Source organism: Leminorella grimontii (assembly GCF_039789245.1).
In the GTDB taxonomy this organism is placed as follows: Bacteria; Pseudomonadota; Gammaproteobacteria; order Enterobacterales; family Enterobacteriaceae; genus Leminorella; species Leminorella grimontii.
The window spans coordinates 3,935,137-3,956,026 of sequence record NZ_CP146357.1; the positions used below are offsets into that span (position 1 = coordinate 3,935,137).

18 protein-coding genes and 1 tRNA gene are annotated in these 20,890 nt (G+C 53.8%); 8 read left to right on the top strand and 11 right to left on the bottom strand.

All coding sequences use genetic code 11. The annotated features are described in order from the left end of the window. Window positions 1-14 precede the first annotated feature (14 nt). Window positions 15-902, top strand: coding sequence for a MurR/RpiR family transcriptional regulator (locus tag V8L73_RS18035; RefSeq protein ID WP_027275087.1), 888 nt, complete (start codon window positions 15-17; stop codon window positions 900-902). A gap of 63 nt (window positions 903-965) precedes the next feature. On the opposite strand, the gene V8L73_RS18040 is transcribed toward V8L73_RS18035, so the two are convergent. The 3 genes from V8L73_RS18040 to V8L73_RS18050 all read right to left on the bottom strand — a co-directional run bounded on the left by V8L73_RS18040 (window position 966) and on the right by V8L73_RS18050 (window position 5,134). After that, window positions 966-2,336, bottom strand: a complete 1,371-nt coding sequence (locus tag V8L73_RS18040) for an adenylosuccinate lyase family protein (protein WP_347253644.1) — start codon at window positions 2,334-2,336, stop codon at window positions 966-968. A gap of 636 nt (window positions 2,337-2,972) precedes the next feature. After that, on the bottom strand, window positions 2,973-4,316 hold the full coding sequence (gene argG / locus V8L73_RS18045) for an argininosuccinate synthase (protein ID WP_027275089.1): 1,344 nt from the start codon (window positions 4,314-4,316) through the stop codon (window positions 2,973-2,975). A 533-nt stretch (window positions 4,317-4,849) separates the two neighbouring features. Beyond that, a complete protein-coding gene (locus V8L73_RS18050; protein ID WP_347253645.1) occupies window positions 4,850-5,134 on the bottom strand; it encodes a SymE family type I addiction module toxin in 285 nt (94 codons plus the stop codon). A 134-nt stretch (window positions 5,135-5,268) separates the two neighbouring features. On the opposite strand from V8L73_RS18050, the gene V8L73_RS18055 reads away from it, so the two are divergent. Further along, complete coding sequence (locus V8L73_RS18055) at window positions 5,269-5,460, top strand: toxin-antitoxin system HicB family antitoxin (RefSeq protein ID WP_347253646.1); 192 nt, start codon at window positions 5,269-5,271, stop codon at window positions 5,458-5,460. A 47-nt stretch (window positions 5,461-5,507) separates the two neighbouring features. Here V8L73_RS18055 and V8L73_RS18060 read toward each other — a convergent pair whose 3' ends face one another. From V8L73_RS18060 to xylF, 7 genes are all read right to left on the bottom strand, one after another. Continuing rightward, the gene (locus V8L73_RS18060; protein WP_347253647.1) at window positions 5,508-6,749 is read right to left on the bottom strand and encodes an N-6 DNA methylase; all 1,242 of its coding nucleotides are present in this window, start codon (window positions 6,747-6,749) and stop codon (window positions 5,508-5,510) included. Between the two features lies 1 nt (window position 6,750). Next, window positions 6,751-7,377: a restriction endonuclease subunit S gene (locus V8L73_RS18065; protein ID WP_347253648.1), complete on the bottom strand. Its 627-nt coding sequence runs from the start codon at window positions 7,375-7,377 to the stop codon at window positions 6,751-6,753. Between the two features lie 233 nt (window positions 7,378-7,610). After that, window positions 7,611-7,705 (bottom strand) — tRNA-Sec (locus tag V8L73_RS18070). A 150-nt stretch (window positions 7,706-7,855) separates the two neighbouring features. Further along, entirely contained in the window at window positions 7,856-9,037 is a 1,182-nt protein-coding gene (xylR, locus tag V8L73_RS18075) for a D-xylose utilization transcriptional activator XylR (protein ID WP_347253649.1), read from the bottom strand. A gap of 130 nt (window positions 9,038-9,167) precedes the next feature. Further along, complete coding sequence (xylH, locus tag V8L73_RS18080; protein ID WP_347253650.1) at window positions 9,168-10,334, bottom strand: xylose ABC transporter permease XylH; 1,167 nt, start codon at window positions 10,332-10,334, stop codon at window positions 9,168-9,170. Continuing rightward, on the bottom strand, window positions 10,324-11,853 hold the full coding sequence (locus tag V8L73_RS18085; RefSeq protein WP_261832153.1) for a xylose ABC transporter ATP-binding protein: 1,530 nt from the start codon (window positions 11,851-11,853) through the stop codon (window positions 10,324-10,326). The genes xylH and V8L73_RS18085 overlap by 11 nt, the downstream gene beginning before the upstream one ends. 101 nt (window positions 11,854-11,954) lie before the next feature. Next, complete coding sequence (xylF, locus tag V8L73_RS18090) at window positions 11,955-12,953, bottom strand: D-xylose ABC transporter substrate-binding protein (RefSeq protein WP_027275094.1); 999 nt, start codon at window positions 12,951-12,953, stop codon at window positions 11,955-11,957. Window positions 12,954-13,524: 571 nt separating this feature from the next. Between xylF and xylA the strand changes: the two genes are divergently transcribed. The 3 genes from xylA (at window position 13,525) to V8L73_RS19935 (ending at window position 17,222) form a co-directional block, all read left to right on the top strand. Next, window positions 13,525-14,844 carry a xylose isomerase gene (gene xylA / locus V8L73_RS18095; protein ID WP_027275095.1) on the top strand — a complete coding sequence of 440 codons (1,320 nt, stop codon included), beginning with the start codon at window positions 13,525-13,527 and terminating at the stop codon, window positions 14,842-14,844. 286 nt (window positions 14,845-15,130) lie between these two features. After that, the gene (gene xylB, locus V8L73_RS18100) at window positions 15,131-16,585 is read left to right on the top strand and encodes a xylulokinase (RefSeq protein WP_347253651.1); all 1,455 of its coding nucleotides are present in this window, start codon (window positions 15,131-15,133) and stop codon (window positions 16,583-16,585) included. Between the two features lie 346 nt (window positions 16,586-16,931). After that, on the top strand, window positions 16,932-17,222 hold the full coding sequence (locus tag V8L73_RS19935; protein ID WP_373876173.1) for a PsiF family protein: 291 nt from the start codon (window positions 16,932-16,934) through the stop codon (window positions 17,220-17,222). 81 nt (window positions 17,223-17,303) lie between these two features. Here the strand turns inward: V8L73_RS19935 and V8L73_RS18115 are convergent, their stop codons facing one another. Beyond that, window positions 17,304-17,912, bottom strand: a complete 609-nt coding sequence (locus V8L73_RS18115) for a hypothetical protein (RefSeq protein ID WP_027275098.1) — start codon at window positions 17,910-17,912, stop codon at window positions 17,304-17,306. Window positions 17,913-18,102: 190 nt separating this feature from the next. Here V8L73_RS18115 and ykgO point away from each other — a divergent pair, with 190 nt between their 5' ends. The 3 genes from ykgO to leuC all read left to right on the top strand — a co-directional run bounded on the left by ykgO (window position 18,103) and on the right by leuC (window position 20,890). Continuing rightward, window positions 18,103-18,237, top strand: a complete 135-nt coding sequence (gene ykgO, locus V8L73_RS18120; RefSeq protein ID WP_027275099.1) for a type B 50S ribosomal protein L36 — start codon at window positions 18,103-18,105, stop codon at window positions 18,235-18,237. A 319-nt stretch (window positions 18,238-18,556) separates the two neighbouring features. Further along, the gene (locus V8L73_RS18125) at window positions 18,557-19,444 is read left to right on the top strand and encodes an alpha/beta hydrolase (protein WP_347253652.1); all 888 of its coding nucleotides are present in this window, start codon (window positions 18,557-18,559) and stop codon (window positions 19,442-19,444) included. Between the two features lie 21 nt (window positions 19,445-19,465). After that, window positions 19,466-20,890 (top strand): 3-isopropylmalate dehydratase large subunit, encoded by a 1,425-nt coding sequence (gene leuC / locus V8L73_RS18130; protein ID WP_347253653.1) that lies wholly within the window; start codon window positions 19,466-19,468, stop codon window positions 20,888-20,890.

Below are 20,890 nucleotides of genomic sequence, written 5' to 3' on the forward strand. Positions count from 1 at the left end.
AGGAGCAGCAGTCAATGAAAAACAACGTCCCGCTGACGCTGGAAGACTATATTGCACAAACGGCCAACCTGCATTCGCTGACCGACTCAGAATGCCGACTCGACGACTACATCAAGAGGCACTTTAGCGAACTCCCCTTCCACGGTATCGTCGATCTGGCCCGCAACGCGGCGGTCAGCAAGGCCACCGTCGGTCGCTTCTTAAACAAGCTGGGATATACCGGCTATTCCGCCTTCCGGCGCGCGCTGGAAGACACCCTGTCGCAGCAAAAGCTGGCACCGCCGTTCGAGCTGGCGTCCCGCGCGCAGGAAAGGCCCAAAACCTCCACGGCGGAGATCGTCGCCGAATTTAACAAGAACGTCTCCGCCCTGTTTGAAAGCTTCAAGAACAGCATCGATATCCAAAGCCTGGACGAGTTCATCAAGCTGATTTTAGACGCCGAGCGGCGCATCTACGTGATTGGCCCTTCTTCTTCTCACGCCATGGCGGAGCACTTCACGACGCTTATCAAGTATTTCAGAGATAAAGTGACGCTGCTTTCCGTCGACGCGGGCGATTTGCCGAAGTCCCTGTTGAATATCTCGAACCGCGACGTGCTGATCGTCTTTTCCTACTACCGGTTTAACCGGGTGGTTATCCGGGTGACGGAGTGGTTTCGCAAGAAGGACGCCGTGGTGGTACTGCTGACCAACTCGGAGTCCAACCCCTACGGCAAGTTCTGCAATTTGCAGTTTGTCCTGCCGAGCGACGCCCAGTCAGTGTTCAAAAGCCGGATTATCGGCTTCTTCTTCGTTGAGCTGGTGCTGCATCTGGCGTACGAACAGGGGGAAGGCGAAGGCAACTTTGACCAGTTGGAAGAGCTGTTCGTCTTTTTTGAGACGTTTTCACCGCTGCCGAAATAGGCTATTTCCAAAAATGAAGCCCCGAAAGATCGCTCTTGCGGGGCTTCATTCCGATAATTCCCGTTACGCTTTCAGCGTTTTCTCCACCGAGTCAAAAAACGCGACGGTTTCATCAATCAGCGCATCGTTGCAGCCGAGGTAGGAAGAAGGATCGCAGGCGGCGAGGATCTCTTCCTCCGTCAGCGTTTCGCGAATTCGCTCACAGCCGAGGGCGAGCTGCTGGAGATCTTTCGAGCCGTCGGCGTCTTTCAGTAGCGCCTTCATGATGTGGTAGCCTTCGTCGCGGCCGATTTTGTCGGCCAGCCTCATCGACACGGATTCGGACATAATGAAGTTTTTCGACGCGCTGAAGTTGTCTCTCATTCTCTGCTTGTCGACTACCAGGTGCGCCACCAGGCGGCAGGCGCGATCCAGGCTGGCGGACAGCGCCAGCGCGGCCTCCGGCAATACCGTCCAGTTGAGCACGCGCATGGATGCGGCCCGGACGTCCTGCTGGTCGAGCAGGTTGGCGGAGCCGGACGCATACATCCAGCCCATGCGGGACAGCGTCTGGATCATGTTGCTGGCGCGCGGGTTGGTTTTGTGCGGCATGGTGCTGGAGCCGCCGCCGCCCTCGCCTTCTCGCACTTCGGCGATCGACGCACGGCCCATATTTTCCACGTCGTTGGCCATCCGGCACAGCGTGCCGTGCACCAACGCGAAGAACTGAACCACCTGCACGACGTTGTCCTGACTGGCGTTCATCATGCCGACAGGTGTGGACAGCCCCAGGGCGTTCATCAGGTTTCTGCGGGTTTCCATGCCGTGCATGCCCACGGACGACAGGTTGCCCACCGCGCCGCCGAACATGCCGGTGATGGCCGTCGGGTACAAACTATCGAGGCGCTGAAGGTGGCGAGCCACTTCCCCCAGATAGCTGCTGACCTGTAGCCCCCAAGTGGTGGCGGACGCATCCATCGAGTTGGTTCTGGCCACCATCACCGTCGCCTTGTGCGCCAGCGCCATGCCCTTCAAATTCTCACCGAGGGTTACGAGCTGACCGCGCAACAGGAGAAGGGACTGCTTCACGCGCATCGCCAGCGCGGTGTCCAGCAGGTCCTGCGTGGTGCATCCCCAGTGGAGATATTTTTTCACCAGCGGCGTACCGGCGTCGGTTATCTGATCGACCAGCGGCTTAATGGCCATGCCGACCGAGCGAGTGTCGGCGGCCAACCGCGGCCAGTCGATCTTAAGCGTACGGCAGGTGGCGGCGATGTCGTCCGCCGCCTGGGTCGGAATAATGTTCAGTTCCGCCTGCACGCGGGCGATGGTCGTTTCAAACGTCAGCCAACAGTTGATCAGGTTTTCATCGGACCAGATCTGCTTCATTTCCGGCTGTGTGAACAGAGATGAATACAGCTCTGAATCGAAGACTGAGCTAAGACTACCGCGCATGAGGGACTCCCGTTTAGGTGAATAAGCGCTGCTATTTATTAGGGTATAACCCAACCGCGCCTATTGCTGCATGAATAGCCGAAATTCTCGGCCAATTGCTTTTTAAGAAAAATGAGAATGTGAGTTTCCCATGGGGAGGGGGGCGGTTAGTGGGGGAAATGTGATGGGGTTAACATAAATGGGGGAATGATTTTTGAGGGTGGATTGAAACGCCGATGGCCTCTATTTAGGCATCTAAAGCCTCATTAAATCGGCTTCAGAGGATATTCCGACCGAAAATACACTGTGCTTATATCACCGCCGTGCTCGGTCGGGAGGGCGCCTTTATTAGTATTGGAGTGCGGCGGGCCTAGCCTTCCTACGGGCAGTTATGAAGCCCTTCGGGCTTCACCCTAAAGGGCCAGCGCAAGCGTTGTTCAAACCAGCTTTGCCGGTTTGTCGTTGGCTTACGCCAAGTCGCCCCCCACGGACAACGCCTTTAGGCGTTGAACAACACGCAGTGTTGGCTCGAAGGGCGAGCGTAGCGAGTAGCGCTCTCCCTCCGTTTAACCCCGTTAATGACTAGAGCCTGTTTCAGATAATGACCAATAGAATAAATTGAGGCCGCCTGACGGCGGCCTTTGGGATATAGCGAAATTATTCCGCCTTGTTTTCCAGATTCTCTACCTGCGGCAGGCCGACGGTGGAGGAGGTGGACAGCAGGCCGACCTGGGTGTAGCCGAACAGCTTCTCCCGCGTGTCGGTGATGTCCAGGTTGCGCATGGTCAGTTGGCCGATGCGGTCATCCGGTGAGAATACTGATTCGCCTTTTTCCATCGTCAGCCGTTCCGGCTTGTAGGTCAGGTTGTCAGAGACGGTGTTAAGGATGGAGTAGTCGTTGCCGCGGCGCAGCTCCAGCGTCACTTCGCCGGTAATGGCGCTGGCGACCCAGCGTTGTAGGGCATCGCGCAGCATCAGCGCCTGAGAGTCGAACCAGCGGCCCTGATAAAGCAGGCGACCCAGTTGGCGACCGTGCGCGTGATACTGCTCAATGGTGTCTTCGTTGTGGATGCCGGTCAGCAGGCGCTCGTAGGCGATGTGCAGCAGCGCCATGCCCGGAGCTTCATAGATACCGCGGCTTTTCGCTTCGATGATGCGGTTCTCGATCTGGTCGCTCATGCCTAGGCCGTGGCGGCCGCCGATGCGGTTGGCTTCCAGCATCATTTCGACGTCGTCGCTAAAGGTTTTGCCGTTCAGCGCCACCGGGTGGCCCCGTTCGAAGCGAACGGTTACTTCTTCGGCGGCGATCTTGACGTTTTCATCCCAGAACTTCACGCCCATGATCGGGTTGACGATCTTCACGCTGGAGTTAAGGAACTCCAGATCTTTGGCTTCGTGGGTCGCGCCCAGCATGTTGGAGTCGGTGGAATAGGCCTTTTCGGCGGACATCTTGTAACCGAAGCCGCAGGCGGTCATAAACTCGGACATCTCCTGACGCCCGCCCAGCTCGTCAATAAAGTCGGTGTCCAGCCACGGCTTGTAGATTTTCAACTCGGCGTTGGTCAGCAGGCCATAGCGGTAGAAGCGCTCGATGTCGTTACCCTTATAGGTGCTGCCGTCGCCCCAGATGTGGACGCCGTCTTCCTTCATAGCGCTGACCAGCATGGTGCCGGTGACCGCGCGGCCCAGCGGCGTGGTGTTGAAGTAGGTCAGCCCGCCGGTGGTGTTATGAAACGCGCCGCACTGGATGGCGGCAATGCCTTCCGCCACCAGCTGCTTGCGGCAGTCGATCAGGCGGGCGTTTTCCGCGCCGTACTCCATCGCGCGGCGAGGGATCTCCTCGTAATCGTCTTCATCCGGCTGGCCCAGATTCGCCGTGTAGGCATAGGGAACCGCCCCTTTCTTGCGCATCCACAGCAGCGCGGCGCTGGTGTCCAGCCCACCGGAGAAGGCAATACCGATACGTTGACCTACGGGGAGATGCTTGAGAATCGTTGTCATAAGATAGAACCCTGCTTGATATGCTGATGGCAAAATCGGTTTATTTTCTTTTAATCACAAAATGCATTTTTATGCATAAAAAATGATTTTAAATTTAACCGCGTTTTACAAGAAAAGGGAAGCGCTTTGTTGATTTTTTTGCCCGGATGGTGGGGGCATGTTTGGGATATTAGGGGTTTTTTTGTGCGCTATCAAGCGATGGTGGACGAAAGGATAAATGACCTGTTGTATTCAGATTTGGCTTCATTTTTAGTAGCGATAGCGCTTTATGGGGGGTCTTGTCAGCTATCGAATGTAGGCGGGAAGCGGGGGTGAGGGGCTGTTGTTCGGTTTTACCGAATAACTGAATTATCGACCGGCTCAAGGCTAGGCTTAGCGCCGCTTCGCAATTATCGAACCTGTAAGTAAGGCTTATAAGTTGCATTTTGTTCAGGCTCGCCTTCTTTATAAATGGATTTGAGAATTAGGAAGGCTTCTCGCATTTCTCTGTTTAAGCGGGGCTAACGAAAATTACCTATCAGCCCCGCGTTGCGTCAAACCGCGATGGCCGTTTTTACATTCTTCACCGCGCATTGAACCTGCTTAAGGCGAGCGCTCAGCACCGTTTCACGATCGGTGTCGGCTATCAATACCAGACAGCCGTTCATCACCTTGACGGTAAACCCTTTGCCGATGTCGAACCCTACTTCTTTTAGCCAAAGGCCGGAGATATTCAGCATCGGGACGTCTCTTTTCGCGTGCAGCGGGCGATATCTCACGTGGTAGCGACGTTCAGTTCGGGAAATGGGGGATTTTGGGGTAGAATGGGGGTTAGCCATGATCAGCTCCTGGGTAGTTGACTGTGGTTAGCCTCCGTTGGGTACTGCAATACTCATCGGAGGCGTTTATTTTCAGGTCGCACCGTGGTAGGGTACGTACCTATAGCGATCATGATAAATCTGTAGGTACGTACATGTCAACGACTAAACGTGATTCCAAACAGTCAAAATCGGGGAAATCTCCCACTTTTCAAATCCGCATTGCGCCGGAGTTGAAAGCGCAGTTTGAAGCTGCGGCGGCGGAGGCTGGGATGAGTTTGGGGAATTGGTTTAAGACGTTGGGGAGGGAAGAGTTAAAGAGATTGGAAAGTAACCCTAAAAAATAATTACCACTCCATATTATATAGAGTAGTAAATTATTTTATTATCGCAATCAAAACAATTTATAGAATTCTTCCTGAAGAATATTAAGTTTATCTTCAAGCTTTTTTTGTTTTTTTATTAAAAAATCAAGGTTTATTATTTCATTCTCTTTAATTTCATCAAAATACTTAGATACTGTTAAATTAAAACCATTACTTCTGATTTCATCAATAGAAACTAATTTTGAATATTTTGTCTCAGATTTCTTATTGTGTAAATTAATAATATATGATAAATCAATATTATTACTAGTACTTAAATCTATCATGAATATTTTTTCTGATTTATTACCTTTATCTATTAATAAAATATTAGCAGAAATTGCTGTACCAGGAAAAATTCCTTTTGGCAAGGAAATAATAGTAGTTATTTTTTTATCTAATACTATTTTCTCTCTTATTTCACGCTCTTTCCCCTGCCTAAATAGAACCCCATCAGGAACTATAATAGCGGCCCTGCCATTTATTGTTAAATTAAAAATAACATATTGAATAAAAGCATAATCGGCATTTGACTTAGGTGGCAATCCATAAATATAACTCTCTTCTCCTCCAGAATAATTTTTCAATGAAAAAGGAGGATTAGTAATAATAACATCACTCTTTATACTTCTAGGGCTGAAATTCCAACCTTCTTTTTTTTCAACACATTCTAATGTATAATTATTTATCAATAGCCTTATTTTCGCTATTTTTACATTTTGCTTATTAACATCTCTACCAGAAATAAATGTTGATTTACTACCCTCACCTAAATAATTAATACAAGAGATCAAAAACTCTCCAGTTCCGCATGCAGGATCATCTATTTTTTCACCGACTTTAGGTGATATTAAAGAAACCATTAATTCCACTATTACCGATGGAGTATACACATCCCCTACACTCAAACTTTTTTGAATAACCCTATCAAGCATCTTATTAAAAAAATCAAGGGAATCGTTACGATTTATGTCCGTCAATATATTAGACACAAGCTTATCAAAGCTATTCAAAAAATAATTATCATTATTACCAGTCGTATTATTCAATTCAAAAAATATAATATTTAAATCACTTCTACTAAGTTTAATAAAATCAGGAAGCACCTCTTCTATGACAAATGAAGGATATGATTTTTTTAATATATTATTCTTATCGTCAAGCGAAAAAAGATATGAAAACGCAATAGCCTCAAGAAATAGATTAGCCTTCCAAAGAACATCCCCTCCGGAAAAACCACCCCATAACTCATCAAAATATTCTTTTTTCATCTTACTTTCCTGAAATTAATTTTCGACATACACTTTCACAAAGACCATCACCATTTTCTATCATTTCATACATAATATCTTTTTGATAAATCCAATTATTATATAGAGATAATACCTTACGTTGTATATCGAAAGTAGGAACTGGAATTTCTATAATCGAAAGTAATTTAATACTCAAATTAGATATTAAACCTCCACTTTTTAATTCAGAAATCTTTCTTTTCCCTTCAGATGAGTTAATATAATACATTACATATTCCGGTAGCGCTATTTCCTTATTAACTGTAATAACAGCGACCTGATTAGTTGTTGTAATAAAGTATTTTTCATCATTTTTTAAAATCATTGCAGCAACCCTATCACCTCTTAAGGGAAGCACAATATCGTCTGTACTTAAATTAATTTTTAATATATCAGATGATATGCTAGCAAAAGGAAGTTTTTGTATATCGCTGAAATACCCCTCTCGAATATCTTTAATTTGCAGTAGACGTACATCCCCCACTGCAGACTCAGCCTTAGCCCTAAAAGTCTGGCCAGCGCCTACACTTGCTATCTCAGAAAGTTTTTTTAGCACCAGTCTCTTCCCTCTTAAAACTAAAGGAGAAATCAACTTTTGTTGATTCAATAACTACGCCCTCTCTCACTTCCTTATGTAGATTAACATCGATAAGAATGCTAGGACTCATAAGAAAAGCAATACAATAAAAAATCTTGCGTCTTGACTTTATCCACTCCATTTCGCCCCTCGTAGTACATTAACGTACTGCATATTCAATGAAACGCAGAGTACCAAGAGAGAGTCTTGTTGTCAACGTAGTACCGATAGTACTGCAAAAATTATATCAGCCAGTATATCTTTGGCGGAAAGCCACAGGAGTCGAACCTGCCAAGGACCGCTGGCGGCCCCATCTGGATTTGAAGTCCAGCCGCCCCACCGGGGACGATGACTTTCCGTTGGCTCAGAGGCGCTGGCGTGAAGAAAAACAACGCCGTACGGAGAGGGGTAAAGCCCGTTGATTATACCGTTAAACGCTCAAGATGGTAGTCCTGAAAACGTCCCCTTTTCACATCCCCGCAACACGGGCGCTTGGTGAAAGCAGGCTCTAATAAACCAACTCCCCATACCTGTCCCGATACTCCTTCGGGGTAATCCCATGCGCCTTCTTAAACACCGAGTAGAAATACTGTAGCGACGGGTAGCCGCACATCTGCGAAATCTCGTTAATCGACAACGTGCTGGCCGCCAGAAACTCACAGGCGCGGTTGAGCTTTTCCTGATGGATAAGGTTATGGATGGTGTTGCCGGTTTCATCGCGGCAGCGCTTCTCCAGGTTGGAGCGAGAGAGGCCGACTTCGTCCAGCACCTGCTCAACCTTGATGCCCTTGCAGGCGTGGTTGCGGATAAAGTGCATCGCCTGAATAACCGCTGGGTCGTGCAGCGAGCGGTAGTCCGTCGAGCGGCGCTCCACCACCTTCATCGGCGGCACCAGAACGCGCTGAACGGGGAGTTCGCCCTGCCCGCTCAGCAGCCGGTGCAGCAGCTTGGCGGCCTGATAGCCCATCTGTCGCGAGCCCTGCGCCACCGACGACAGCGCCACGCGGGACAGATAGCGCGTCAGCTCTTCGTTGTCGATGCCGATAACGCACAGCTTCTCCGGCACCGCAATGCCTAAATGCTCGCACACCTGCAAAAGGTGACGGGCGCGGGCGTCGGTCACGGCGATAATGCCGGTGTGGGCGGGCAGGTTTTGCAGCCAGTCCGACAGGCGGTTTTGAGCGTGCTTCCAGTTCTCCGGCGCGGTCTCCATGCCCTGATAGACCGAGCAGCGGTAGTTGCCCTCTGCCGCCAGCTGGCGAAACGCGTGCTCTCGCTCCTGCGCCCAGCGGTGGGTGTCGTCGTGGGGAAGGCCGTAAAAAGCGAAGTGGTTAAGCCCCTTCTCTTTCAGGTGCTCAAACGCCATCTTGACCAGCGCGTGGTTGTCTGTCGCGATGTAGTGCGCCTTGGGGTAGTCTTCATCGCGGTGGTAGGAGCCGCCGACGCCGACCACCGGGATGTCCGCATCGCTGAGCGCCAGCTCGATGGCCGGATCGTCAAAGTCCGCAATTACGCCGTCGCCCAGCCACGCCTTGACGCTGTCTATCCGGCAGCGGAAGTCTTCATCAATGAAAATATCCCAGTCGCACAGCGACGCCTGCAAATACTCGCCGACACCCTCAATCACCTGGCGATCGTAGACCTTGTTGGCGTTAAACAGCAGCGTAATGCGAAAGCGTTTTTCAAACATGGCGTACAGTTCCCAATAAAGCAGCGCTACCCGTTGATAAACTTACTATAAAATTCAACGCCCCGCACGTTCCCCAATCCCACCCTGCGGCGCAGATCGAAAAAAACGTGCGGGGCGGATCGCCGAAGTATCAGGCCCGCTTCTTGGTCGCCGAGTCCATCCACACCGCCAGCAGCAGGATGGTGCCCTTGACGATATACTGCCAGAAGGTCGGCACGTCGAGCATGCTCATGCCGTTGTCCAACGAGGCCATGATGAACGCCCCCATTACCGCGCCGGCCACGCTGCCCACGCCTCCGGAGAGGCTGGTGCCGCCGATAACGCAGGCGGCGATGGCATCCAGCTCGGCGATGTTGCCCGCCGACGGTGAGCCAGCGCCCAAGCGGGAGCTTAAAATCAGCCCGGCGATCGCCACCATCAGGCCGTTGATGGCGAACACCGCCAGCTTGGTACGCTCAACGTTGATGCCCGACAGCCTCGCCGCGTCGATATTGCCGCCGATGGCGTAAATCCGTCGGCCAAAGGCGGTGCGGGTCGCCATAAAGATGCCGACCATCATCAGCGCCGCCAAAATAAGTACCGGCGTCGGCACGCCGCGGTAGTCGTTCAGCAGCCAAATAGCGCCGAGCAGGATCACCGCCGTCAGGCTCTGACGGCCAACGTCGCTGGAAGCGCCGGCTACCGGCAGGCCCAGCGCTACGCGGTGGGCGCGCTGGCGCCACTGCCAAATCACGAACAGCGCCATTACCGCAAAGCCGATACCAAAGCCGATGCCGTTGGGCAGGTAGCTTTGACCAATCTGCGACATCGCCGCGCTGGTCGGCGATACGGTGGTGCCGTTAGTGATGCCGACCAGAATGCCGCGAAACGCCAGCATCCCGGCGAGCGTGACGATAAACGACGGCACCTTGCGGTAAGCCACCCACCAGCCGTTCCAGGCGCCGAGCACCAACCCTGCGGCCAGCGTCACGACGATGGTCAGCGGCAAAGGCCAGCCGAGCCAGACGTCAAAAATCGCCGCCGCGCCGCCCAAAAGCCCCATCATCGAGCCGACGGAAAGGTCAATCTCCGCCGAAATAATGACAAACACCATCCCGACCGCCAGCACGCCGGTGATCGCCGTCTGACGCAGCAGGTTGGAGATATTGCGCGGGCTGATGTAGGCGCCGTCGGTCGCGACGCTGAAAAACAGGATAATCACGACGATGGCCGCCAGCATCACGAAAACCTGAAGGTTGACGCGCTTGGGCTTTGGCGGTGCGGCCTTCGGCGTATCGGTTAGTACGTTATTCACCATGGTGTTCACTCCTGAGTGCTGCTTCCATAATCTGTTCTTGCGTCAAGCCCTGATTTTGTAGATCGGCCTTAATGCGCCCTTCGTGCATCACCAGCACCCGGTCGCTTAAGCCGAGCACTTCCGGCAGTTCGGACGAAATGACGATAAGCGCGATGCCCTGCTCCACCAGCTGGTTAATCAGCTTGTAGATTTCATACTTGGCGCCGATGTCGATGCCCCGCGTCGGCTCATCGAGAATAAGAATTTTCGGATTGAGCAGCAGGCACTTGGCAAGGATCGCCTTCTGCTGGTTGCCGCCGCTCAGGCGGGCTATCGCCAGCTCTACCGACGAAGTTTTTACCTTAAGGCGCGCGATGGACTCGCCGATCGTCGCCTGCTCTTTGGCGTCGTTCAGCACGCCGAGCGGGCCGCTGAAGTCGTCCAGCGCCGCCAGCGTGATGTTGGCGCCGACGCCCATAATCGGCACGATGCCGTCCTTTTTGCGGTCTTCCGGCACCATAGCGATACCGTGGGCGATGGCGTCCTGACAGCGGCGGATTTTCACCGGGCTGCCGTTAATGAAAATTTCTCCCTGCCAGCGGCCGCGATAGGCGCCGAACAGGCACTGTACGGTTTCGGTTCTGCCCGCCCCCACTAGCCCGGCGATGCCGAGAATTTCCCCTTTGTGCAGGGAAAAGGAGACGTCGTTGACCCGCTTGATGTGGGTGTTGATCGGGTGCCAGGCGGTCAGGTTCTCCACCCGCAGCACCTCTTCGCCGATAGCATGCTCAGACTGCGGATACAGCTCTTTCAGCTCGCGCCCCACCATCATGGCGATAATGTCGTCTTCGCTCATCTCGACGGCCGACCGCGTGCCGATATGCTTGCCGTCGCGGATCACGCAAATCCAGTCGGAGATGGCTTTCACTTCGTTCAGCTTGTGGGAAATGTAGATGCAGGCGATGTCGTGGCTTTGCAGGTCGCGAATGATGTCGAGCAGGATCTCGGTTTCACTTTCAGTCAGTGAAGCGGTCGGCTCGTCCAGCACCAGCAGGCGCACCTGCTTGTTAAGCGCCTTGGCGATCTCCACCAGCTGCTGCTGGCCCAGCCCCAGCTCGCCCACTTTGGCGTCCGGGCTGACGTTCAGCTTCACCTGTTCCAGCAGGCGCTGGCAGCGCAGAAACATGGCGTCGTAGTCCATCACGCCGAAGCGGCAGCGTTCAGAGCCGAGGAAAATGTTCTCAAGCACCGTCATTTCTTTCACCAGCGCCAGCTCCTGGTGAATGATAGCGATGCCCTTTTGTTCGGTGTCACGAATGGTCTTGGCGGCAATCACGTCGCCGGAAAACACGATATCGCCCTGATACTGGCCGTGCGGATAAATGCCGCACAGCACTTTCATCAGCGTCGACTTGCCGGAGCCGTTCTCTCCACAAAGGGAGAGCACCTGGCCCGCGTCAAGCGTCAGGGAAATATCGTCAACGGCTTTAACATCGCCAAAGGTTTTGGTGATGCGCCGCATTTCTAACAGATGTGGCATTGGATGTACTCCACACTACGGGCAACATGACGGAAGGTTCTGCACAACCGACCGTCGCCCATGGGATCCGGGCGCAGGGAACTCCGCGCCCGGTGCGTCCGTCAGTTATAGATACTCTCTTTGCTGTGGAAGCCGTCGGCCACCACGGTAGCGTCGATGTTGGACTTCTCGACTTCAACCGGCGTCAGCAGGTAGGCCGGTACGTCTTTCTTGCCGTTGTTCAGCGTAGCGTTGGACTTCGGCGCTTTGCCGCTGCCCAGATCGACCGCGATTTCCGCCGCTTCGTTAGCCAGAAGCTTGATAGGCTTGTACACCGTCATGGTTTGGGTGCCCGCCACGATACGCTTGATGCCCGCCAGGTCGGCATCCTGCCCGGAGATGGCGACTTTACCTGCCAGCCCTTGAGCAACCAGCGCCTGCACCGCGCCGCCGGCGGTGGCGTCGTTAGAGGCGACCACGGCGTCTATCTTGTTGTTGTTGGCGGTCAGGGCGTTTTCCATGATCTTCAGCGCGTTCTCCGGTAGCCAGGCATCTACCCACTGGTCGCCGACAATCTTGATTTTGCCTTCTTTAATCAGCGGATTAAGCACGTTCATCTGCCCCTGACGGAACAGCTTGGCGTTGTTGTCCACCGGCGAACCGCCCATCAGGAAGTAGTTGCCCTGCGGCACGCGGTCCACCAGGCTCTTGGCCTGCAGCTCGCCCACCTTCTCGTTGTTAAACGAGATGTAGAAATCGATGTCGGCGTCGTTAATCAGACGGTCATAGGCCAGCACCTTGATGCCCTCGCGCTTGGCCTCCGCAATCACGTTGCTCAGCACCTGGCCGTTGTAGGGGATGATCACCAGCACGTCGACGCCGCGGTTAATCATGTTCTCAATCTGCGCCATCTGGGTTTCTTCGTTTCCGTTAGCGGACTGCACGAAGACTTTAGCACCCAACGATTCCGCCTTGGCGACGAAGATGTCGCGGTCTTTTTGCCAGCGCTCCAGGCGCAGGTCGTCAATCGCCATCCCAATCTTTACGTCTTTGGCGTTAGCCATATGCCCTGATAGCGCCAGTGATGCACAAACGGCAAGTAATACATGCTTTAATTTCATTTGTTCACATCCTATTCTTGGTCGAGCTATTTCAGTTGTACGCCCGTATCACTATTCGCTACGTGCGCAGTAGGTAAAGGGTAAATACTCACCGCTATAGTGTTATCAGTTATTTCTACCGTATCAATTACAGATTCTTACCGCCTTATTACGTTTTTTAGTTTATTTTCATTTTTTTGAGAGGAGTCATGTTTTACATATAAAAAGATGAAAGCCACCCAAATGCACGTAAAAATAAAAATCAATTAAAATCATATTGTTAAAATAAAACAAAACAGCATCAAACGAAGAAAAACGTACGCTTATCGTGAAGAAGATCACAGTAGTTAAATTTCATAACTCACTATTTAAATCTGGGAATAACCCCGTTGACTTTATCTCTTTATGATTCTCACCAATATAAGAATCATCGCGACGGAAACGTTGTATTTTCTATTTTATTAAAAAAGAAAATAACCGCTTACGGCGCAGATAAGCGCTAAAGAAAATATTTGCACCCAAGACTGCGCCGAAAAATGCAGTATTTCGCGCGCAAAACCCGGCATCACTCTATTGCTGAAAGGAAACCGTTATGACCCAGTACTTCGACAAGCTAGACAAGGTTCGCTACGAAGGCACCGCCGGCAAAAATCCGCTGGCCTTTCGCCACTACAACCCGGATGAGCTGATTCTGGGTAAGAGAATGGAAGACCACCTGCGCTTTGCGGCCTGCTACTGGCACACGTTCTGCTGGAACGGCGCCGACATGTTCGGTACGGGTTCATTCGACCGCCCGTGGCAGAGCAACGGCGATGCGTTGGAGCGCGCCAAGGCCAAGGCCGACGTGGCGTTTGAGTTTTTCTCAAAGCTGAACGTGCCGTTCTACTGCTTCCACGACATCGACGTGTCTCCTGAGGGCGGCTCGGTAAAAGAATATTTGAATAATCTGGCCGTCATGACCGACGTGCTGGCGAAAAAGCAGGAAGAGAGCGGCGTGCGCCTGCTGTGGGGCACCGCTAACTGCTTTACTAACCCACGCTACGCGGCGGGCGCCGCCACCAACCCGAATCCGGACGTTTTCGCCTACGCGGCTACGCAAGTGGTCAGCGCCATGAAGGCCACCCAGCGCCTGGGCGGCGAAAACTACGTGCTGTGGGGAGGCCGCGAAGGCTACGAAACCCTGCTCAACACCGACCTGCGTCAGGAGCGCGAGCAGCTGGGCCGCTTCATGCAGATGGTGGTCGAGCACAAGCACAAAATCGGCTTTAACGGCACCCTGCTTATCGAGCCCAAGCCCCAGGAGCCGACCAAGCACCAGTACGACTACGACGTCGCCACCGTGTACGGCTTCCTCAAGCAGTTCGGTCTGGAAAAAGAGGTGAAGGTCAACATCGAGGCTAACCACGCCACGCTCGCCGGCCACAGCTTCCACCACGAAATCGCCTCCGCCATCGCGCTGGGCATTTTCGGCTCCGTTGACGCCAACCGCGGCGACGCGCAGCTCGGCTGGGACACCGACCAGTTCCCGAACAGCGTGGAAGAGAACGCCCTTATCATGTATGAAATCATCAAAGCGGGCGGCTTCACCACCGGCGGCCTGAACTACGACGCCAAGGTGCGCCGCCAGAGCGTCGACAAATATGACCTGTTCTACGGCCACATCGGCGCGATGGACACCATGGCGCTGGCGCTGAAAATCGCTGCCAAGATGGTGGAAGACGGCGCGCTGGATCAGAAGATCGCCGAGCGCTACGCGGGCTGGAACGGCAAGCTTGGACAGCAAATTCTGGCCGGCGAAAGCTCGCTGGAGTCGCTGGCCAAGTACGCCGAAAGCAACCAGATCCACCCGCAGCACCCGAGCGGCCAGCAGGAGCTGCTGGAGAACCTGGTGAATCGCTACATTTTTGGTTAGGTTGGTTGGGGCCCCTATGTGCCCCTTTTTTTTGAATAGGTTAAATTAGCTGTTGTGTATATTCCGGCCGAGAATGCGCTGTGCCTATATCACGATAGTGCTCGGCCGGGAAAACGCTTGTATTAGCTCTGGGAGTGCGTCGGGCATAGCCTTCCTAGGGGCACTTCGTTGGCTTACGCCAAGTCGACCCCAACGGAAGACTCTCCCTCCGATTAGCTCCTCTAACTACACGAATATCGGTGCCTGTCTGGCACAAGCGATGACGTCAATAAGTTAAGGACGCTCTATGTATATAGGTATCGATCTCGGCACCTCCGGCGTAAAGGTTATTCTGCTCGACGAGCATCAGCAGGTGCTTGCCACCCATACGGAGGCGCTGTCCGTTTCGCGCCCTCATCCCCTGTGGTCTGAGCAAAATCCTCAGGACTGGTGGCAGGCCACCGACCGGGCGATGCTGGCGCTGGGCGCGCAGCGTAGCCTTAAGGCGGTTAAGGCGCTGGGGCTGAGCGGGCAGATGCACGGCGCGACGCTGCTCGACCAGCATCAAAAGCCGCTCCGCCCCGCTATTTTATGGAACGACGGGCGCTGCGCCGCGCAGTGTGAAGAGCTGGAACGTCTGGTTCCCAACTCCCGGCAAATCACCGGCAACCTGATGATGCCGGGCTTTACCGCGCCGAAGCTGAAGTGGGTGGAGGAGCACGAGCCGGAGATCTTCCGCGCCGTCGACAAGGTACTGCTGCCGAAGGACTACCTGCGCCTGCTCATCACCGGCGAGTTCGCCAGCGACATGTCCGATGCGGCAGGCACCCTATGGATGGACGTCGGCCAGAGGGACTGGAGCGACGCGCTGCTGAATGCCTGTGGCCTCGATCGTAAGCATATGCCGACGCTGTTTGAAGGCTCTCAGGTAACGGGCGTGGTCAAAGCCGACGTTGCCGAACGCTGGGGCATCGGCCAGGTGCCGGTCGCCGGCGGCGGTGGGGACAACGCGGCAGGCGCGGTCGGCGTCGGCCTGTACAAGGCCGGGCAGGCGATGCTGTCGCTCGGCACCTCCGGCGTCTATTTTGCCGTCAGCGACGGCTTCCTGAGCAACCCGGAAAGCGCGGTTCACAGCTTCTGCCACGCCCTGCCGAACGCCTGGCACCTGATGTCGGTAATGCTCAGCGCCGCCTCCTGCCTCGACTGGGCCTGTCGGCTGACCAACACCGCCAGCGTTCCCGCCCTGCTGGCGCAGGTGGAGCAGAACAAGCCCGCCGCTACGCCGGTGTGGTTTCTACCCTACCTTTCCGGCGAACGCACGCCGCATAACAACCCTAACGCCAAGGGTGCCTTCTGGGGCCTGACCCACGAGCACGGCCCGGCAGACTTGGGGCGAGCGGTGCTGGAGGGCGTTAGCTTTGCGCTGGCGGACGGCATGGACGTGCTGCACGCCACCGGCCTCAAGCCTGAAAGCGTGACGCTTATCGGCGGCGGCGCGCGTAGCCCCTACTGGCGGCAGATGTTGGCGGACGTCAGCGGGCAGGCGCTGGAATATCGCACCGGCGGCGATGTCGGCCCGGCGCTGGGCGCGGCCAGGCTGGCGCAGATTGCAGTTAACCCCAGCGTGCCGCTGGCCGAGTTCTGCCCGCCGCTGCCGCTGGAGCAACGCCACGAACCAAACGCAACCCTTCATGAGGAATACCGGGAAAAGCGCGAGACGTTTCGCAGGCTTTACCAACAGCTGCTCCCTTTATGTAAGTAAACCCTCACTTTTCCCGGCGCCCCCCCCCGCCGGGATAAGTTAAGTAAAATCATCAGGTAGCTGTTATTAAACCCTTTTTCGGATTCCCTTTACGTTAAACCTTCCCCTTCGCTCACTACACGTTTATCCCTACAGCAGCTATGCTTATAGCGTTTTCAACTCAACTTTCTTTAAATAAGGAATCGCTATGCGTTTACTTCCCGTACTTTCACTGGTTTTAGGGCTGTGCGCCTTTGCCGGAACGGCCAACGCCGCTGAGGCGCAGACAGCACAGCAGAATAAAATGACCGTTTGCAACAAAGAGGCGACGGACAAAGCACTTAAGGGCGACGAGCGTAAAGCCTTTATGAGCGACTGCCTGAAGGCCAAGCCTGCCGCCGCTGAAAAAGCGATGACCCCACAGCAGCAGAAAATGGCCGACTGCAACAAGCAGGCTGGCGATAAGAGCCTGAAGGGCGACGAGCGTAAGGCCTTTATGAGCGAATGCCTGAAGGCCAAGCCCGCTGCGGCAGAAAAGGCAATGACTCCGCAGCAGCAGAAGATGGCCGACTGCAACAAGCAGGCCGGTGATAAAAACCTCAAGGGCGACGAGCGTAAAACCTTTATGGCGAGCTGCCTGAAGGGGAATGCGGCGTAGTTCTATTTCAAGCTAAATGGCTGCCTGTGGGCGGCCATTTTAAAAAGCGCCAGCGACATTACTTATTAGGAAGCATAAAGATTAATTTTTAATATCACGGCAATCTGGGGATTTTAATGCTGCTTCCCATAAATCTGGATATTTTTTACTACTGACGGTGATATTAAACGTATATCCCGCGTTAAGCGCTCGCAATGACCATCCAGGCTTGCAGAAAATAGAAGTCATCGCTTTCAATGTCTCTTTCTGTTCGGCCTTATCGCTATAAAGATTTTCCGTTCCCTGACCATCGGCCATATAGTACCTTACTTTAATTATGCTTCCTTCTCTGGATAAAGGCCCTTCCGACGGGTGCTTATCTTCATCAGCGTTATAGGCGGAAATATAGTCATCTATTAGTCTATCATTAATATCTTTATTGTTTTCAATAGCATTCATTGCCACATAGCTTTTACTATCATTTTTAGAAGGACTATTCTTATGATCCTGATAAAAAGAGTATCCAAACTTTCCTATCATATATAACCCCGCCACCAAAAATAGCACCTTTATTCCATTTGACGGTTGATTTTTATTCCCTGATGAATGCTCTGACATAATAAATCCCTTAAATCCTATAGAGTAATTTTCTTTAGGAGTATAGACAACTATCAAAACATGGAAAAGAAATAGAATTATTATTTTCATCATCCAATTTTCTTCTATTTTAAATAACAAATTACATTTTTTATTATATTTTTATTCTTAAAAAAACGCATTATTGAGAATAATAGCCCTACCAATCAGAATCACTCACCCCTATACGCCATATATCTGGAAGCCGCTTGACAGATGTCACTACATATGTAATGTTATAACATTCCATAACAAAGAGGTCATCATGCAGGTTCTCAGCTCGCTGCGCTCGGCCAAGCTGCGCCATCCGGACTGTAAGATAGTCCGCCGTCACGGAAGAATTTTCGTTATCTGTAAGTCAAATCCCCGCTTTAAGGCGGTTCAAGGGAGGAAAAAGTAGACCAGTAAACTCATTGCGTTATCCACTCCTGTGAGTGCTTACTCACATTTCGTTTTCCCGATCGTATTTATCCCAAGGCGATATTTATCCTCCTGTCCATAAAATATCGCCTTTTAATCAACAAACTGCTTATCGTTTACTCTTTCTTTTTATACGCAAGTTAGTATCTACTAACATACTTCGCTCACGATCCCTCTCTATCGCTGAATTAAACACGTTTCGTGTTTAATTGCTCCACGGTTGGCCGTCTTGTTAATCCCATTACCCCTTCTAGAATGAGGGGTAATCGCTTAATCCAAACTGTGGGAGAAACCTCACCATGCTGGCGACACTCGAAAAACAAAAACGGCACGTGAATCAGGTAGACATCTGCTTTCGCACCGTCGGCCAAGGGCCGGCGCTGCTGATGCTCCACGGCCATCCGCAAAACCACATGATGTGGCATAGGGTTGTACCGGAACTGTCCAAACGCTTTACGCTGGTCATTGCTGACCTGCGCGGCTACGGCGACAGCGATAAGCCCCGTTCGCCGGAAGGCCAAAGCGCCTATTCCAAGCGCATCATGGCGCAGGACATGTATGAGCTGATGGCGCAACTGGGCCACCCTACGTTTTCTATACTGGCGCACGACCGCGGCGCACGCGTGGCCCACCGGCTGGCGCTGGACTACGCCGACGCGGTGCAAAGCATGACGCTGCTCGACATCGCGCCAACGCTCGCCATGTACCGGCAAACCAACGAGGCCTTTGCCCGAGCCTACTGGCACTGGTTCATGCTGATAAGGCCCACGCCGTTCCCGGAAATTCTTATCGAACACGATCCCGCGCTCTATCTGCGCAGCGTTATGGGTGCGCGCAGCGCGGGAATGGCGCCGTTTACCAAGGAAGCCTTAGCGGAATACCAGCGCTGCCTGAGCCTGCCCAATGCGGCCTACGGCATCTGCGAAGACTACCGCGCCAGCGCCGGCATCGACCTTGAGCACGACGAGCAGGACATCCGGCTCGGCAACCACGTCAGCTGCCCGCTGATGGTGCTGTGGGGCAAAAACGGCGCTATTGAACAGTGTTTTGACCCGATCGGCGAGTGGAAGAAAGTAGCTACTCACCTACAGGGTGAAGCGCTGCCTTGCGGCCACTACATCGCGGAAGAAGCCCCGGAGCTGCTGCTTGGCAAGGTTGTCCCCTTCTTTTCATCGGCCTGCGTCTAGGCTTTTCGGAGAACTTTCACCATGACGTTAGCAAAAACCCTTTACCGCAAGCTGATTGACTCCCACACCGTCCGCGAGCTGGACGCTCAGGGCAACGTGCTGCTGTACATCGATCGAACGGTCCTCAACGAATACACCAGCCCGCAGGCCTTCAGCGGCCTGAGGGAAAAAGGGCGCAGGGCCTGGCGGTCGGAAAGCGTGCTGCTCAACGTAGATCACGTCAACCCCACCCGCCCGGTGCGCGATGACAAAATGACCGATCCCGGCGGCCAGCTTCAGGTGGACTACTTCAGGGAGAACAGCCGCGACTTTGACATCGAGCTGTTTGACGTGCTGGACGAACGTCAGGGCATCGAGCACGTGGTCGCCCCGGAGCAGGGCTTCATTCTGCCCGGCATGGTCATCGCCGCCGGCGACAGCCACACCACTACCTACGGGGCGCTGGGCGCTTTTGGCTTCGGCATCGGCACCTCGGAAATCGAACACCTTCTCGCCACGCAGACGCTGGCGTACAAGCGCCTACAAACCATGCGCGTCACGGTTAGCGGTCAACTTGGTCCTTGGGTCACGGCAAAAGACGTCATTATGTCGCTGATTGCCCGCATCGGCGCCGATGGCGCAACCGGCTACGCCATCGAATTTACCGGCCCGGCTATCGACGCCCTGAGCGTGGAAGGACGCATGACCATCTGCAATATGGCGGTTGAGGCGGGCGCGCGCGGCGCGTTCATGGCGCCAGACGAAAAAGTGTTTGAATATCTAAAGGATAAGCCCCGCGCCCCGAAAGGCGCGCTGTGGGAGCAGGCCGTAGCCTACTGGCGCACGCTGAAAACCGATCCCGGCGCGCAGTTTGACCAAGAGATTGCACTCGACTGTTCTCGCCTTGAGCCGATGGTCACCTGGGGCATCAGCCCCGATCAGGCCGGCGGCATCGGCGGCGAGGTGCCCGATCCGATGAACGAACCCAATCAACAGAAGCGGATCGCCGACGAAAAGGCACTGGCCTATATGGACCTGCATCCCGGCACTCGCCTGTGCGAGGTGCGCATTTCCCACGCCTTTATCGGTTCTTGCACCAACGGCCGCATCGAAGACCTTCGTCAAGCGGCGAACGTATTGAAAGGGAAGAAGATCGCCGCCCACGTGCGGGGCATGATTATTCCCGGCTCCACGCTGGTTCGCCAGCAGGCCGAGCGGGAGGGGCTGGCGCAAATCTTTATCGACGCGGGCTTTGAGTGGCGGCAGTCCGGCTGCTCCATGTGCCTGGCGATGAACGAAGACGTGCTGCAGCCCGGCGACCGCTGCGCCTCCAGCACTAACCGCAACTTTGCCGGGCGCCAGGGCGCCGGTTCAAGAACTCACCTGATGAGCCCGGCCATGGTGGCCGCTGCCGCCGTCGCGGGTCATCTGGTCGACGTCCGTTCAGTCAGCGGCCAAGGAGAATAA